Source organism: Vibrio sp. FF145 (genome assembly GCF_041439075.1).
GTDB lineage: Bacteria > Pseudomonadota > Gammaproteobacteria > Enterobacterales > Vibrionaceae > Vibrio > Vibrio tasmaniensis_A.
The window spans coordinates 42,117-56,603 of sequence record NZ_JBGONH010000022.1; the positions used below are offsets into that span (position 1 = coordinate 42,117).

The 14,487-nt window shown below is 43.3% G+C and carries 18 protein-coding genes; 10 read left to right on the plus strand and 8 right to left on the minus strand.

Annotation, left to right across the window (positions count from 1 at the left end):
- Nucleotides 1–460 precede the first annotated feature (460 nt).
- From arcA to ACED42_RS10275, 5 genes are all read left to right on the plus strand, one after another.
- A complete protein-coding gene (arcA, locus tag ACED42_RS10255; RefSeq protein ID WP_009847726.1) occupies nt 461–1,681 on the plus strand; it encodes an arginine deiminase in 1,221 nt (406 codons plus the stop codon).
- A gap of 155 nt (nt 1,682–1,836) precedes the next feature.
- Nucleotides 1,837–2,841: an ornithine carbamoyltransferase gene (locus ACED42_RS10260; protein ID WP_017103687.1), complete on the plus strand. Its 1,005-nt coding sequence runs from the start codon at nt 1,837–1,839 to the stop codon at nt 2,839–2,841.
- 286 nt (nt 2,842–3,127) lie between these two features.
- The gene (pyrB, locus tag ACED42_RS10265; RefSeq protein WP_004735321.1) at nt 3,128–4,057 is read left to right on the plus strand and encodes an aspartate carbamoyltransferase; all 930 of its coding nucleotides are present in this window, start codon (nt 3,128–3,130) and stop codon (nt 4,055–4,057) included.
- A 12-nt stretch (nt 4,058–4,069) separates the two neighbouring features.
- Nucleotides 4,070–4,531: an aspartate carbamoyltransferase regulatory subunit gene (pyrI, locus tag ACED42_RS10270; protein ID WP_004735320.1), complete on the plus strand. Its 462-nt coding sequence runs from the start codon at nt 4,070–4,072 to the stop codon at nt 4,529–4,531.
- 135 nt (nt 4,532–4,666) lie between these two features.
- Entirely contained in the window at nt 4,667–5,056 is a 390-nt protein-coding gene (locus ACED42_RS10275) for a RidA family protein (RefSeq protein WP_009847729.1), read from the plus strand.
- A gap of 124 nt (nt 5,057–5,180) precedes the next feature.
- On the opposite strand, the gene ACED42_RS10280 is transcribed toward ACED42_RS10275, so the two are convergent.
- From ACED42_RS10280 to mlaF, 8 genes are all read right to left on the minus strand, one after another.
- Nucleotides 5,181–5,906, minus strand: coding sequence for a 1-acylglycerol-3-phosphate O-acyltransferase (locus tag ACED42_RS10280; protein ID WP_371702474.1), 726 nt, complete (start codon nt 5,904–5,906; stop codon nt 5,181–5,183).
- A 150-nt stretch (nt 5,907–6,056) separates the two neighbouring features.
- Nucleotides 6,057–7,322 (minus strand): UDP-N-acetylglucosamine 1-carboxyvinyltransferase, encoded by a 1,266-nt coding sequence (murA, locus tag ACED42_RS10285; RefSeq protein ID WP_004735317.1) that lies wholly within the window; start codon nt 7,320–7,322, stop codon nt 6,057–6,059.
- An 8-nt stretch (nt 7,323–7,330) separates the two neighbouring features.
- On the minus strand, nt 7,331–7,585 hold the full coding sequence (gene ibaG, locus ACED42_RS10290) for a BolA family iron metabolism protein IbaG (RefSeq protein WP_004738686.1): 255 nt from the start codon (nt 7,583–7,585) through the stop codon (nt 7,331–7,333).
- Between the two features lie 13 nt (nt 7,586–7,598).
- On the minus strand, nt 7,599–7,907 hold the full coding sequence (locus ACED42_RS10295; protein WP_004735315.1) for a lipid asymmetry maintenance protein MlaB: 309 nt from the start codon (nt 7,905–7,907) through the stop codon (nt 7,599–7,601).
- The gene (locus tag ACED42_RS10300) at nt 7,907–8,584 is read right to left on the minus strand and encodes a phospholipid-binding protein MlaC (RefSeq protein WP_009847731.1); all 678 of its coding nucleotides are present in this window, start codon (nt 8,582–8,584) and stop codon (nt 7,907–7,909) included. The genes ACED42_RS10295 and ACED42_RS10300 overlap by 1 nt, the downstream gene beginning before the upstream one ends.
- Before the next feature lie 4 nt (nt 8,585–8,588).
- Nucleotides 8,589–9,080, minus strand: a complete 492-nt coding sequence (mlaD, locus tag ACED42_RS10305; RefSeq protein ID WP_009847732.1) for an outer membrane lipid asymmetry maintenance protein MlaD — start codon at nt 9,078–9,080, stop codon at nt 8,589–8,591.
- Nucleotides 9,081–9,082: 2 nt separating this feature from the next.
- Nucleotides 9,083–9,862, minus strand: coding sequence for a lipid asymmetry maintenance ABC transporter permease subunit MlaE (mlaE, locus tag ACED42_RS10310; RefSeq protein WP_009847733.1), 780 nt, complete (start codon nt 9,860–9,862; stop codon nt 9,083–9,085).
- Entirely contained in the window at nt 9,852–10,658 is an 807-nt protein-coding gene (mlaF, locus tag ACED42_RS10315) for a phospholipid ABC transporter ATP-binding protein MlaF (protein ID WP_371702476.1), read from the minus strand. The genes mlaE and mlaF overlap by 11 nt, the downstream gene beginning before the upstream one ends.
- Nucleotides 10,659–10,921: 263 nt before the next feature.
- Here mlaF and ACED42_RS10320 point away from each other — a divergent pair, with 263 nt between their 5' ends.
- From ACED42_RS10320 to lptA, 5 genes are read left to right on the plus strand one after another with little or no spacing between them, the layout of a single operon-like run.
- Nucleotides 10,922–11,887 carry a calcium/sodium antiporter gene (locus tag ACED42_RS10320; RefSeq protein WP_009847735.1) on the plus strand — a complete coding sequence of 322 codons (966 nt, stop codon included), beginning with the start codon at nt 10,922–10,924 and terminating at the stop codon, nt 11,885–11,887.
- Between the two features lie 34 nt (nt 11,888–11,921).
- Nucleotides 11,922–12,893, plus strand: a complete 972-nt coding sequence (gene kdsD / locus ACED42_RS10325; RefSeq protein ID WP_371702477.1) for an arabinose-5-phosphate isomerase KdsD — start codon at nt 11,922–11,924, stop codon at nt 12,891–12,893.
- Nucleotides 12,893–13,450: a 3-deoxy-manno-octulosonate-8-phosphatase KdsC gene (gene kdsC, locus ACED42_RS10330; RefSeq protein ID WP_371695534.1), complete on the plus strand. Its 558-nt coding sequence runs from the start codon at nt 12,893–12,895 to the stop codon at nt 13,448–13,450. The genes kdsD and kdsC overlap by 1 nt, the downstream gene beginning before the upstream one ends.
- Entirely contained in the window at nt 13,447–14,010 is a 564-nt protein-coding gene (gene lptC, locus ACED42_RS10335) for an LPS export ABC transporter periplasmic protein LptC (protein WP_371695533.1), read from the plus strand. The genes kdsC and lptC overlap by 4 nt, the downstream gene beginning before the upstream one ends.
- On the plus strand, nt 13,991–14,485 hold the full coding sequence (gene lptA, locus ACED42_RS10340; RefSeq protein ID WP_009847739.1) for a lipopolysaccharide transport periplasmic protein LptA: 495 nt from the start codon (nt 13,991–13,993) through the stop codon (nt 14,483–14,485). Before lptC ends, lptA begins: the two co-directional genes overlap by 20 nt.
- Nucleotides 14,486–14,487 lie beyond the last annotated feature (2 nt).

The following is a 14,487-nucleotide window of genomic DNA, read 5'->3' on the forward strand; positions in this document are numbered from 1 at the left end:
TAACAGAAGGGATATCAATTAAAAAGTGAAATCAAAATCACAGAAACAAATTTTCAACATATTATTAACCACCGTGTGTTTTAGCATTTCATTTTTATTGTTACTTTTAGCCTTACTCCTTCAAAATTGAGTGGTTAGTCATATCAGATGCATACTGCCGAACACTTCATCGATGCATAAAACCTCACTTATAAGTAAGTAACTGCATAAATTTTGAATGAAAAATCACGTTCACCAAGCAAAGTGGATTATCAAATCACTGAAATTAGAGCATAGATCCGCAAAAAGTTTGTTCCAGAACTCAGCCTTTCAGTTGGATTTTAATATTAACAATCACAAACAACTCAGCATTTAAAACCAAAAATATCAAAATAACATAACCTTTACACAAGTTTCAAAACTTGCATATTACGAACAAGCTTGTCATAAATAGACGCTGGATTAATAGTAAGGATGCAAAATGAGTAAGCTGTACGTTGGCTCCGAAGTCGGTCAATTAAGACGAGTTCTCCTAAATAGGCCTGAAAGGGCACTCACCCACCTCACCCCTTCTAACTGTCATGAGCTACTCTTTGATGATGTACTTGCAGTAGAAGCAGCAGGTGAAGAACACGATGCCTTTGCGACAACACTTCGTAACCAAGACGTTGAAGTGTTATTACTGCATGACCTACTGGTTGAGACACTCGCTGTAGCACAAGCTCGTGAGTGGCTGCTTAATACTCAAATCTCTGATTTCCGTTACGGCCCTACATTCGCACGTGATTTAAGAGAGTACCTTGCTCAAATGGACAATGAGCACTTGGCGACGATCCTACTTGGTGGTTTAGCCTATTCTGAGCTTCCTATTAAATCTTCTTCAATGCTACCGAAGATGCACCGCCCACTTGATTTCGTTATTGAGCCGCTACCTAACCATCTATTTACCCGCGATACTTCTTGCTGGGTTTATGGCGGTGTCTCTCTTAACCCTATGATGATGCCTGCTCGTCAACGAGAAACGAATCACTTGCGAGCAATATATCGCTGGCACCCTGTATTCGCGGGGCAAGATTTCATTAAGTACTTCGGTGATGAAGATCTTCATTACGACAACGCCAATATTGAAGGTGGTGATGTACTGGTAATCGGTAAAGGCGCTGTTCTTATCGGTATTTCAGAGCGTACCAAGCCACAAGGTGTCGAAAACCTAGCTGCGAGTTTATTCAAGTCCGGTCAAGCTAAAGAAGTGATTGCGATTGATTTACCGAAGCACCGCTCTTGTATGCACCTTGATACGGTCATGACGCACATGGATATCGACACATTCTCTGTCTATCCAGAGATCGTTCGCAAAGATTTAGACACCTGGCGCTTAACGCCAAAAGAAAATGGCGAAATGCGAGTAGAGAAAGCTGAAAACTACCTAACAGCGATTGAAGGCGCACTGGATCTCGATCAACTGAAGATCATCACAACTGGTGGTGATAACTACGAAGCTGAACGTGAACAGTGGAATGACGCTAACAACGTACTGACGGTGAAACCGGGTACGGTTATCGGTTATGAGCGTAATGTTTACACCAATGAGAAATACGACAAAGCAGGCATCGAAGTTCTGACAATTCCAGGCAATGAACTGGGTCGCGGTCGTGGTGGCGCTCGTTGCATGAGCTGTCCTATAGAAAGAGACGGTATTTAACTCAAGTAGTTCAGTAAAGCGAACACATAACTTATCTAGGCCAGTACCATTGTACTGGCCTTTTTTATCAAATTAATAAAATAACTATTCACAAATATAGCATTTTTATGTTTAACTAAGTTCTTCATTGATTCTATATACCCAAGGAGCGAGAGATGGCATTTAATCTTCGCAATCGTAACTTTCTAAAACTTCTCGACTTTACTCCTAAAGAGATTCAGTTTTTACTCGACCTGTCTGCTTACCTTAAAAAGGCTAAGTATGCAGGTACAGAGCAAAAAAAGCTTAACGGTAAAAACATCGCTTTGATCTTTGAAAAAGCATCAACTCGAACTCGATGTGCCTTTGAGGTAGCTGCTTTTGATCAAGGAGCTCAAGTCTCTTATTTAGGCCCTTCTGGTTCTCAGATTGGTCAAAAAGAATCAATGAAAGATACCGCGCGTGTATTAGGTCGTATGTACGATGGTATTGAATATCGTGGTTTTGGCCAGAGTATTGTCGAAGATCTTGGCGCTTATGCTGGCGTTCCAGTGTGGAATGGCCTTACTGATGAGTTCCATCCAACTCAGATCTTGGCTGATTTCCTCACTATGCTTGAGCATGGTCGCGGTAAACATCTGCATCAAATCAGTTTTGCTTACCTAGGCGATGCACGCAACAACATGGGTAATTCTCTGTTAGTCGGTGCCGCGAAGATGGGTATGGATATTCGCCTTGTTGCACCTAAAGCTTTCTGGCCAGAAGAACAGCTTGTCGAAGAATGCCAAGCAATTGCGCAAAATACAGGTGCACAAATAACGCTGACTGAAGACGTTGCCGAAGGCGTAAAAGGTTGTGATTTCCTTTACACCGATGTTTGGGTTTCTATGGGTGAAGCACCTGAAGCTTGGGACGAACGCGTGGCTGTGATGACACCTTACCAAGTGAATATGGATGTCATAAAGCTCACAGGTAACCCTCAAGTGAAGTTCATGCATTGCCTGCCAGCTTTCCACAACAATGAAACCGTGATCGGCCAGCAAGTCGCAGACAAATATGGAATGAACGGTTTGGAAGTAACAGACGAAGTATTTGAGTCCGACTACTCAATTGTGTTTGATGAAGCAGAGAATCGCATGCACACCATCAAAGCAGTAATGGTCGCGACACTTGGCCAATAGAGAATAATGAAAGTAAACAAAGCTTGATGTAATCGCTTGCGCTCACAAATTGAAAGCGTATAATTCTCGGCAATTTGTCTGAGAGTAGTGAAAATGACGCCAAGCAATGTTGTGATAAAACATAATGATATTGTGAAAACACATAATAAAATTGTGAAGACACCAAATATTGCTCGCAAGCTAGCATGCTTGCCAGGCCGTCTATTCTGCTTTTCAGCACTTTTTTAAAGCCTCCCATTATGGGGGGCTTTTTTATGGCCAATACATTATTGTGGGGAAGAAGATCATGGCGAATTCGCTCTATCAAAAGCACATCATCTCAATTCCAGAGCTTTCTCGTGAAGAGCTAGAATTAATTGTTCAAACGGCAGGTCAACTTAAAGCTGAACCAAACCCAGAACTCATCAAGAACAAAGTTGTTGCAAGCTGCTTCTTCGAACCTTCAACGCGAACTCGTCTCTCTTTTGAAACGGCTATTCAGCGCATCGGTGGTGATGTGATTGGTTTCGATAGCGGTGGTAACACGTCACTGGCGAAGAAAGGCGAAACGCTAGCAGACTCAGTGCAGGTTATTTCTTCATACGTTGATGCTTACGTAATGCGCCACCCTCAAGAAGGCGCAGCGCGTCTGGCTTCTGAGTTCTCTAACGGTGTACCTGTGATTAACGCGGGCGACGGCGCAAACCAACACCCAACACAAACGCTATTAGACCTGTTCTCTATCGCCGAAACTCAAGGCCGTTTAGATAACCTTAACGTTGCATTCGTTGGTGACCTTAAGTACGGCCGTACGGTTCACTCGTTGACTCAAGCACTCGCGAAATTCGACAACATCTGTTTCTACTTCGTTGCACCAGAAGCACTGGCGATGCCTGACTACATTTGTGAAGAACTTGATGAAGCGGGCATCAAGTACCAACTGCTAACAGACATGGAAGATGTGATTCCAGAGTTGGATGTTCTGTACATGACTCGAGTTCAAAAAGAACGTTTTGATGAATCGGAATACGCACACATCAAATCAGCGTACATCCTGACAGCTCCGATGTTGGAAAATGCACGTGATAACCTAAAGGTTCTTCACCCTCTTCCGCGTGTTGATGAAATTACTGTCGATGTCGATAAAACACCTTACGCTTACTACTTCCAGCAAGCTGAGAACGGTGTTTACGCACGTGAAGCATTGTTAGCCCTTGTTCTTAACGAAACGCTGTAGAGGAGAGATATCATGTCTAAAGAGACTCAATTAAAAGTTGAAGCAATCAAGAACGGAACGGTTATCGACCATATCCCAGCCAACATCGGGATCAAGGTACTCAAACTGTTCGACATGCATAACTCTAATCAGCGAGTAACGATTGGCCTAAACCTGCCATCCTCTGCTCTAGGCGGTAAAGACCTGCTCAAGATAGAGAATGTGTTTATCACTGAAGAACAGGCGAGCAAGTTAGCACTTTACGCGCCTCACGCGACCGTAAACCAAATCGAAGATTACGAAGTGGTTAAGAAGCTACCACTAGAACTTCCTGAGCAAATCAACGATGTGTTCGAGTGTCCAAACACCAACTGTATTACTCACAATGAACCCGTTGAAAGCAGCTTTAAGATCTTTGAAAAGAAAGAAGATATTCGATTGAAGTGTAAATACTGCGAAAAAGTCTTCTCTCGTGAGATCGTTACAGAAAGATAACGTCATACGGCAACGCCGATCGAACGCAAAAACTATTCAATACCTCGCCTGTGCGGGGTATTTTGCTCTTTACCTATCCTAAGTTTGAAGGCACACTAAAAATCGCTTTTTATCCAATAACTGATGGAATAACCAATGACTAAAGTACTTCACACAGAATCTGCTCCAGCTGCAATCGGCCCATACGTACAAGGTGTTGACCTTGGCAATATGGTTCTGACTTCTGGTCAAATCCCAGTAAACCCAGCAACTGGTGAAGTATCTGCTGATATCGCAGTGCAAGCTCGCCAATCTCTAGACAACGTTCAAGCGGTTGTTGAAGCTTCTGGCCTGACTGTAAAAGACATCGTAAAACTAACGGTATTCGTTAAAGACCTAAACGACTTCGGTACAGTAAATGAAGTTTACGGTAAATTCTTTGATGAGCACGGTGTTGCAAACTACCCTGCACGTTCATGTGTTGAAGTAGCGCGTCTGCCAAAAGATGTAGGTATCGAGATCGAAGCTATTGCGGTTCGCAAATAGGTTTTAATATCTAGAATAAACGGTTTCTAGTAAACAAGTTGGCATAATGCTGAGCGTTTATCAGATACAAAAAAGGTTGCCCAATTGGCAACCTTTTTTATTGTTCATCGTTTCGCTTAGATGATTACTTCTTATTAAGCTCAACCACTTCTTTGTCTAACTCTTCAAGCTTCGCAGCCATCTGCTCACGAGCTAGGTTAGCCAGTTGACGAACATTAGACTTATCGTAATCTTCAGTGCTGATTGGTGGCAGCATTTCAACAATCACATGACCATTGTTCCAACGGTTCAGCTTCACGCCACCTGTTGAGCTACACACGATAGGGATAATAGGTAAGCCAGCGCCAATCGCAGCATGGAAAGCACCCGTTTTGAATGGCAGCAAACCACGACCACGAGAACGAGTCCCCTCAGGGAACATCCATACTGAAACATCACTCTCTTTAAGGCTAGTAACCACTTGGTCAATCGTACCTACCGCTTTGCTGCGGTTAGCTCGGTCGATTAGGATATTACCCGTCAGCCAATACAGCTGACCAAAAAGAGGCATCCACGCTAAGCTTTTCTTACCAACAGTCACGACTTTAGGTGTTACCGCTGATGAAATCGTGAATAGATCCCAGCTGTTTTGGTGGTTTGCGACATAAACATGTTGGCCACGAGAGTAAGCATCTTCCGGGATGCGAAGCTCTAACTTCATGCCAAAGATTTTCGACATGCGACCGAAATAACGGCCAAAGGTAAATACGTGTTTCGGGTTACGTGGGCTTAATAGACAATAGCCACAACCAAATACAAACATAAAAATCGCAAATATCGCCACTGCGAAAATACGTAATATTGCTATCATTTTGCTCCTCACAACCGCCAAGTTGATTCATCTATTCACACAAAATAGGCAATAGATTCACTTGCGGTAAATACAACTATAAAAAAGCCGAAACCAAGGTTCCGACTTTTATGTTTTCATCTTACTGATTCATGAATCCACTAACCTAAGTTAGTTCGACTCGCTAAATCGTGTAATGTTTGCGCCTAAAGCTGAAAGTTTATCTTCAATCTTATCGTAGCCACGATCGATGTGATAAATACGGTCAACGATAGTTTCGCCTTGGGCAATACAGCCAGCAATAACTAGACTCGCAGATGCACGAAGATCCGTTGCCATTACTTGAGCGCCGCTTAATTTTTCCGTTTCACCACAGATAGCCGTGTTGCCTTCGATTTCCGCTTTTGCGCCCATTCGCTGTAACTCAGGAATGTGCATAAAGCGGTTTTCAAAGATAGTCTCAGTGATAACACCACTGCCCTTCGCCATCATATTGAGCAGAGTAAACTGTGCTTGCATGTCGGTAGGGAAACCTGGGTGAGGTGCTGTTACGATTTTCACCGCTTTCAGCTCACGATCTGTCATATCAAGGCTGATCCAGTCTTCGCCCGTTTCAACCTTCGCACCCGCTTCTTCAAGCTTCGCTAATGCAGCTTCAAGAAGATGAGCGTTGGTGTTGCGACAAACCACTTTACCGCCAGAAACAGCAGCAGCAACCAAGAACGTACCCGTTTCGATACGGTCAGCAACCACAGAGTGATGACCACCACCAAGACGTTCAACGCCTTCGATAGTAATCGTGTCTGTACCTGCGCCAGAAATCTTAGCACCTAGTTTGTTTAGGAAATCAGCCGTATCAACAATCTCAGGCTCACGCGCTGAGTTATCTAATACAGTTGTACCTTCCGCTAGCGTTGCTGCACACATGATAGTAATGGTGGCACCCACACTTACTTTATCCATCACGATGTGCGCGCCTTTCAAACGGCCGTCAACACTTGCTTTTACATAACCATCTTCCAACTTAATGGTCGCACCTAGTTGCTCTAGGCCATGGATATGTAAATCAACAGGTCGAGCGCCAATTGCACAACCACCAGGAAGGGACACTTGGCCTTCACCAAAACGAGCGACTAGAGGACCTAAAGCCCAAATAGAAGCACGCATTGTTTTTACTAAATCATAAGGCGCACAAAATTCATTAATCTCGCTGCCATCAACATGAACACTACCGTTACGTGATACTTTTGCGCCTAAACGCTTAAGTAGTTCCATCGTAGTATCGATGTCACGTAGGTGAGGAACATTACTCACTTCAACCGGCTCTTCAGCTAGAATTGAAGCAAATAGGATTGGTAGGGCTGCATTTTTTGCGCCTGAGATCGTCACTTCACCGCTTAGCGGCTTATCCGATCCAATAACTCGAAACTTTTCCATCATAAACCTTAAAGTGACATCAGTTTCTTATCACGTTCCCACTCTTCCGGCGTGAAAGCCTTAATAGAAAGAGCATGGATATCATTGCGTTGAATGTATTCCATTAGTGGGCCGTAGATTAGTTGCTGCTTCTTAACTCGATTCATGCCGTCAAAACATGGATCAACCGCAACAACTTCGTAATGACTGCCTTCACCCTTCACGATAATTTCCTGAAGGTTCAGAGCCTCTGCTAATAATTCTTGTACTTTTGTGCTGTCCACAAATAGATCCTGCCTAATTTTTTATGTGTTCTGCCATCATTGGCTGGATATTGCTCAATTGGAACAACGTTCGTAATTGTTCTGGCACGAAACTGAGCATTATATGACAGTTTTGATTTTTTGCATGCTCTAATAAGTGAATTAGCATCACCATTCCTGCTGAATCGACTCGATTTATATGGCTAAGGTCAATTTCAACGCTCGATTCCGTCGTTTGCCACTTTTCCAATATACGCCAGATTGCAGGTACACTATCTCGATCTATATCACCAAGAAGTTGATATTCTTTAGAGCTTAGCGCTTGCCATTGGGAATGGCTCATTATTTATTACTCTCAAAACGAATCGGTTGAGAAGCCAGTTTCTCGAGTTCGTCAGCTACTTGTAAGATACCTTCTTGACGAATCTTAGTGTTCCACTCAGACTTCTTGCTTGATAGCAGGCTTATACCTTCGGCAACCATATCAAATGCCTTCCACTCACCTGACTTCTTATCTTTGCGCAGTTTAAACTCAAGGTTAATGTTTGGTCGAGGCGTATCAATGATATCAACCTTAATACTGGTAATACGGCTATCTGTTTTAATTGTTGGTTCTGGACCAAATTTAATCGTCTGATCTGTATATTGAGTTAACACTTGAGCATAAGAAGAAACGAGATATTTACGAAATGCATCAATAAATACGCGCACGTCTCCTCTATCAGCACCTTTCAAGTTCGGCCCTAGCAACTTCAGCGCCGCATATTGAGCATTCACATAAGGCATCAACTCTTCTTCCACGATGACCTTCAGTAACTCTGGATCTTGTTGGATATTCTCTTGCTCGTTCTTCAAACGGGCGAAAGCCTCTTCTGCAACTTGAGTCATCATCTGATAAGGCTGAGTTCGGTCAATCGGTTTTGCCGAAAAAGCTGGAGTCGACATCAGCAAAGCGACAGCTGTCAGAAGCAGTCTTTTCAATAAGTAATTAGTCTTCAATAAATTATTCGTCTTTAACATGAGCCTACTCCTTAGCTTCGCTATTATCAGAGCCACCGACGCTATACAGCACTTGACCAATCAAATCTTCTAATACTAATGCCGACTTGGTGTCTTCGATAGAATCACCATCAACCAACATCTCTTCATCTTCAAAGATGAAGCCTGGAACTAAGCTGATGTACTGCTCACCGATCAAACCCGACGTTAAGATTTGAGCACTAGAGGTATCAGGAAATTGTGAGTACTTCGCATCAATAGACAGTTCAACCACAGGAAGGTAGCTCTCAGTATCAAGTTCAATACTTTGAACTCGACCAACAACGACGCCCCCCACCTTTACTGGTGAGCGAACCTTTAGGCTGCCAATATTGTCAAAGGTCGCTTTTAGGTTATAAGTATGGTTTGAACCTATACCTTTTACGTCAGCGACTTGAAAGATCATGATTAAGATTGCGCAAATTCCGGCAATAACAAAGGTGCCGACCCATAATTCTAATTTTCGAGTTTGTTGCATGATTAATTCCCAAACATCAATGCGGTAAGAACAAAATCTAGCCCTAATACCGCTAGAGAAGAGTGTACTACTGTGCGTGTGGTTGCCTGACTAATACCTTCGGATGTCGGTACTGCATCATAACCATTAAAAAGTGCGATCCAAGTTACGGTGATAGCGAAGACCATGCATTTGATCATACTGTTACCAATATCACGCCCAAGCTCAACGGAAGATTGCATCGCAGACCAGAAACTGCCGTGGTCAATACCTTTCCAATCCACACCGACTAACTGAGCACCCCAAATCCCGACCGCCATAAAGATCATAGCGAGCAGTGGCATAGAAATAAGGCCGGCCCAGAGACGTGGCGCAATAATGCGTTTAAGGGGATCAACCGCCATCATCTCAAGGCTAGAGATCTGTTCCGTTGCTTTCATTAAGCCGATCTCAGCCGTTAATGCTGAACCCGCACGGCCAGCAAACAGAAGTGCTGTCACCACAGGGCCCAATTCCCGTAACAACGAGAGCGCGACCATTTGCCCAAGGTTACCCTCTGCGCCATAGTCGATTAATACGACATAGCCCTGCAGACTGAGTACCATGCCAATAAACAAACCCGAAACTAAAATGATAGCCAATGACTGAACGCCAACGCTATAAAATTGTTTAACTAATAGAGGGAAGTTTTTTAGTTTCGGGATGCCAAACAAAGCCCCAAATAGCATTAGGCTTGCTCGACCAAATGACTCACAGATCGCAAGTGCGCGCTTACCGACACCCGCAATAGTTTTAGCAATCATATTCAAACAAATCCTTTTCTAAGCTATTTGTAGGAAACCTAAATGGCACAGGGCCATCCGATTCACCTTGCAAAAATTGCTGCACTCTTGGGTCGCTGTTGTTGTACAACTCATCAGGAGAACCTGCAGCAATAATTTTCCCATCAGCCATCAAATAAACCCAATCAGCAATGCTCATCACCTCAGGGACATCATGAGAAACCACAATCGAGGTTAAACCCAAGGCTTGATTGAGGTTACGAATCAACTCAACCAAAACACCCATGGTGATTGGGTCTTGGCCAACAAAAGGCTCATCATACATAATAAGTTCTGGGTCCAATGCGATCGCACGGGCCAACGCCGCTCGTCTCGCCATACCACCAGACAACTCACTCGGCATTAATTGCGCCGCGCCTCGCAACCCTACCGCCTCAAGCTTAAGCAATACAATGGTACGAATGAATTTTTCGTTAAGTTCAGTGTGCTCTCGCAAAGGAAACGCCACATTATCAAAGACATTCAGATCCGTGAAAAGTGCCCCCGATTGGAAAAGCATGCTCATTTTCTTACGTGCTTGATATAGCTTTCGACGTGGCAATGCAGGGATGTTGTCGCCATCAAACCAAATTTCACCTTCATCTGGTGGTAATTGTCCACCAATCAGACGTAATAAGGTTGTTTTACCGATCCCTGACGGCCCCATGATCGCGGTTATTTTTCCTTGAGGAACTTCTAAACTGATGTCATCAAAGATAATTCGTTCACCGCGTGAGAAGCTGAGATTCTTAACTTTCACAAGCTCAGTGTTCAACATACTTTTGTTGTTTCCTTGCTTTAAAAACGCCAATTATGGCTGCAATAGTAATGAGTCTACTTTAGAATTAAAAGCGCTGTTCAATTAATTATTAAAAACAGAAAACAAAGGCAGGGATTTGAAAGCATTGAGAAATTCATTCCTCATCAACATTTCTTTACCACTAACTAGCAATTAATTTGTCGAGTGACTTCCCTTTTATCTAGCAACAAGTCAAAATTAGCGGTTAATTCTCCGTTTTTTATTAATTTTTAGGAATCATCATGCTTGAAGCGATTGCGTTTCTTATTATCGGTCTAGGTTTTTTGGTGTGGAGTGCAGATAAGCTGGTCTACGGTGCCGCTGCTCTTGCTCGCAACTTCGGTATTTCACCACTAGTTATCGGTATGACAATCTTAGCAATGGGATCTTCAGCTCCTGAAATGATGGTTTCTGCTACAGCAGCCCTTGATGGTAAAACAGATACGGCGGTAGGTAACGTATTAGGCTCAAACATCGCTAACATCGCGCTGATTTTAGGTATTACAGCCCTTATCAAGCCATTATCGATTAGCTCTGGTGTGATTCGTCGTGAACTACCTTTAATGATAGGTGTCACTCTATTAGCGGGCGCACTGCTTTGGGATAATCACTTAGGTTTCTATGAAGGTGTGTTGTTGTTTGTTCTTTTTGCCGCTTTCTTATTTGCGATGCTGCAAATCAGCCGTAGTGAGAAAAAGAACGGTGATGCCTTTCTTGACGAACAAGAATCTGAAGTTCCTGAAGGCGTGAGCAACCCCAAAGCCGCAATGTGGGTGGTGGTTGGTCTGATTATTCTACCTCTAGCGGCCAACATGTTGGTTGATAACGCGGTTGTTATCGCGAAGTTCTTTGGTATGAGCGACCTTGTGATTGGTTTAACCATTATTGCCGTTGGCACAAGTTTACCTGAACTTGCAGCATCACTAGCTGGTGTTATGAAAGGTGAAGATGATATGGCTGTGGGTAATATCATTGGCTCAAACGTATTCAACATCCTTGCCGTGATGGGTATCCCAGGCATCCTAAACCCTTCCATCTTGAGCGAGTTTGCAATGGGTCGTGACTTCTGGGTGATGCTAGGCGTATCACTACTCCTTGTTATCATGGCACTAGGCAAATCTCGTAGCGTGAATCGTATCGAAGGCGGCGTGTTAATCGTGACGTTTGTGGCATATCAAAGTTACCTACTAATGAACATGTCAGCTTAATTGTTGATTTAACTTCCCGTACTTGGAGTATTTGATGTCTCAGCCATTTGATTATTGCAGCGTTGCAAAACAAGTTTTGGAAACTGAAGTTGCAGGTCTCACGCAATTAGACCAATATTTTAATGATGATTTTAGCAAAGCTTGCGACCTAATCCTGAACAACAAAGGCAAAGTCGTAGTGATGGGCATGGGAAAATCAGGCCACATTGGTAACAAAATAGCAGCTACACTGGCAAGCACTGGTACATCGGCTTTCTTTGTACACCCAGGTGAAGCGGCGCATGGTGATTTGGGAATGATCGAACCTGGCGATATTGTGATAGCAATATCCAACTCAGGTGAATCAGGAGAAATCCTCAGCCTATTCCCAGTATTAAAGCGTTTAAACATTAAGATTATCAGCATGACTGGCAAGCCGGCATCAAACATGGCGACTTTATCTGATATTCATTTACAGATTTCAGTACCCGAAGAAGCGTGTCCCCTTGGTTTAGCACCAACAACCAGTACTACCGCTACCTTGGTTATGGGTGATGCATTAGCCGTTGCACTTTTACAGGCAAGAGGTTTTACCGCTCAAGATTTTGCACTGTCTCATCCTGGTGGTGCTTTAGGCCGTCAACTGCTGTTGAAACTAGACGACATCATGCACACCGGCGATGCACTCCCAACTGTTGCTCCGGATGCACTAGTTCGAGATGCCCTGTTAGAGATATCTCAAAAAGGCTTGGGCATGACGGCAATCGTCGGTGAAGATGGCCAAATGAAGGGCATTTTTACCGATGGTGATTTACGCCGTATCTTAGATAAACGTATTGATATTCATAGCACGCAGATCGGCGATGTAATGACACTGAACCCAACGGTAGCAGAACCAAACATGCTCGCAGTTGAGGGCTTAAATTTGATGCAAGCTAAGAGCATCAATGGCTTGATGTTGTGTGATAGTGGCAAATTAGTAGGCGCTTTAAATATGCATGACTTACTGAAAGCAGGAGTAATGTAATGTCACAAACAGTCGAAACTCTATACGGCACGGTAGATTCAGAAGTGTTTGCCGTAGCAAAAGAGATCAAATTGCTTATTTGCGATGTCGATGGCGTGTTCTCAGATGGTCGCATCTACATGGGTAACAATGGTGAAGAGCTAAAAACTTTCCATACGCGCGACGGTTACGGCATTAAATCGTTGATGAACGCGGGCGTTGAAATCGCAATCATCACTGGCCGTAAATCTCAAATTGTTGAGAATCGAATGACCGCTCTCGGTATTAAGCTAATTTATCAAGGTCAGGATGATAAAGTTAAAGCCTATCAAGACATTTGCGATAAACTTTCAGTTAATCCTGAAAACACAGGTTATATCGGAGACGATTTAATCGACTGGCCTGTAATGGAAAAGGTTGGCTTGAAGGTATGTGTGGCAGACGGTCACCCATTGCTTGCACAAAGAGCCAACTACGTAACAACCATTAACGGCGGTTACGGTGCAGTACGTGAAGTCTGCGACCTTATTTTACAAGCAAGAAACGAACTCGACGTGCACAAAGGTTTAAGCATATGAGTTTTAATCGTATTATCTACTTAATACTCATCTTTATTGCCTCTTGGTCGGCTTATTACTTGTACGACAAAGAGCAAACTTCGACGATACAAGTAGATCCAAACTTGGAACTGCCTGCATTTAGTGGCAAGAATCTTGATAATATTAGTTATGGCGAAAGCGGTATTCGTAGCTATCAGGTTGAATCGACCTATCTAGAGCATTACTCGGTCGTTGGCGATACGCACTTTCAAGACCCTGTTCTTTCAGTATTCCGTGAAGGGCATACGATAGAATGGCGAGTGACCGCTGATCGCGCAATTATGGATGAAAATCAAGTCATCACTTTTTATGACAATGTTGTGGCGAAAAACCTGTTGCCAGATGCTAGCTTCGATACAATGACCACAGATAAAATGGTTGTTGAACTGACTAGCCGAGATTTTTATTCAGACACTCCGGTCCATATGATCGGTACATTTTTTGAAAATGAGGGGCAAGCAATGAAAGGGAACTTCGGTACCAACAATGCGACTCTCTTTAATTCTGTTCAGGGTAGATATGAAACTCTCACACCTTAGTTTATTGGCTTTGACCCTTGCGGCGTCTAATGTCTATGCTCTATCTTCGGATAGCGAGCAGCCTGTCTATATTGATTCAGACAGTCAGCAATTAGATATGAAAAGCAATCAAGTAACCTTTCTTGGCGATGTGAACCTTAAACAAGGTAGCATCAATATCAATGCCGATAAGGTCATTGTTACACGTAATGCCGTCAACGGTGAAATTGAAGAAATACAAGGTTTCGGAAAGCCCGCAACCTTTTCTCAACTTACTGACGATGGGAAAACACTCTATGGTGAAGCTGACGATTTACATTACCAGCTGATTGCCGATAGATTGATCATGACTAAGAACGCGATGCTATCTCAAGATGGCAGTATCATTCGTGGCTCTAAGATTACCTATCAGATCACCTCTCAAAAGTTGGTTGCCGATAGTGATAGCAGTGAGCGTGTATCAACGGTTTTACAACCAGCGGAAGTGAATAAGTAATC

Coding starts and splice junctions, on each gene's coding strand:
- murA (WP_004735317.1), bottom strand. CDS start 7,322: ATGGAAAAGTTTCGAGTTATTGGATCGGATAAGCCGCTAAGCGGTGAA.
- arcA (WP_009847726.1), top strand. CDS start 461: ATGAGTAAGCTGTACGTTGGCTCCGAAGTCGGTCAATTAAGACGAGTT.
- ACED42_RS10300 (WP_009847731.1), bottom strand. CDS start 8,584: ATGTTAAAGACGAATAATTTATTGAAGACTAATTACTTATTGAAAAGA.
- ACED42_RS10275 (WP_009847729.1), top strand. CDS start 4,667: ATGACTAAAGTACTTCACACAGAATCTGCTCCAGCTGCAATCGGCCCA.
- lptA (WP_009847739.1), top strand. CDS start 13,991: ATGAAACTCTCACACCTTAGTTTATTGGCTTTGACCCTTGCGGCGTCT.
- ACED42_RS10320 (WP_009847735.1), top strand. CDS start 10,922: ATGCTTGAAGCGATTGCGTTTCTTATTATCGGTCTAGGTTTTTTGGTG.
- kdsD (WP_371702477.1), top strand. CDS start 11,922: ATGTCTCAGCCATTTGATTATTGCAGCGTTGCAAAACAAGTTTTGGAA.
- mlaE (WP_009847733.1), bottom strand. CDS start 9,862: ATGATTGCTAAAACTATTGCGGGTGTCGGTAAGCGCGCACTTGCGATC.
- mlaF (WP_371702476.1), bottom strand. CDS start 10,658: ATGTTGAACACTGAGCTTGTGAAAGTTAAGAATCTCAGCTTCTCACGC.
- pyrB (WP_004735321.1), top strand. CDS start 3,128: ATGGCGAATTCGCTCTATCAAAAGCACATCATCTCAATTCCAGAGCTT.
- ACED42_RS10295 (WP_004735315.1), bottom strand. CDS start 7,907: ATGAGCCATTCCCAATGGCAAGCGCTAAGCTCTAAAGAATATCAACTT.
- ACED42_RS10280 (WP_371702474.1), bottom strand. CDS start 5,906: ATGATAGCAATATTACGTATTTTCGCAGTGGCGATATTTGCGATTTTT.
- lptC (WP_371695533.1), top strand. CDS start 13,447: ATGAGTTTTAATCGTATTATCTACTTAATACTCATCTTTATTGCCTCT.
- kdsC (WP_371695534.1), top strand. CDS start 12,893: ATGTCACAAACAGTCGAAACTCTATACGGCACGGTAGATTCAGAAGTG.
- mlaD (WP_009847732.1), bottom strand. CDS start 9,080: ATGCAACAAACTCGAAAATTAGAATTATGGGTCGGCACCTTTGTTATT.
- ACED42_RS10260 (WP_017103687.1), top strand. CDS start 1,837: ATGGCATTTAATCTTCGCAATCGTAACTTTCTAAAACTTCTCGACTTT.
- pyrI (WP_004735320.1), top strand. CDS start 4,070: ATGTCTAAAGAGACTCAATTAAAAGTTGAAGCAATCAAGAACGGAACG.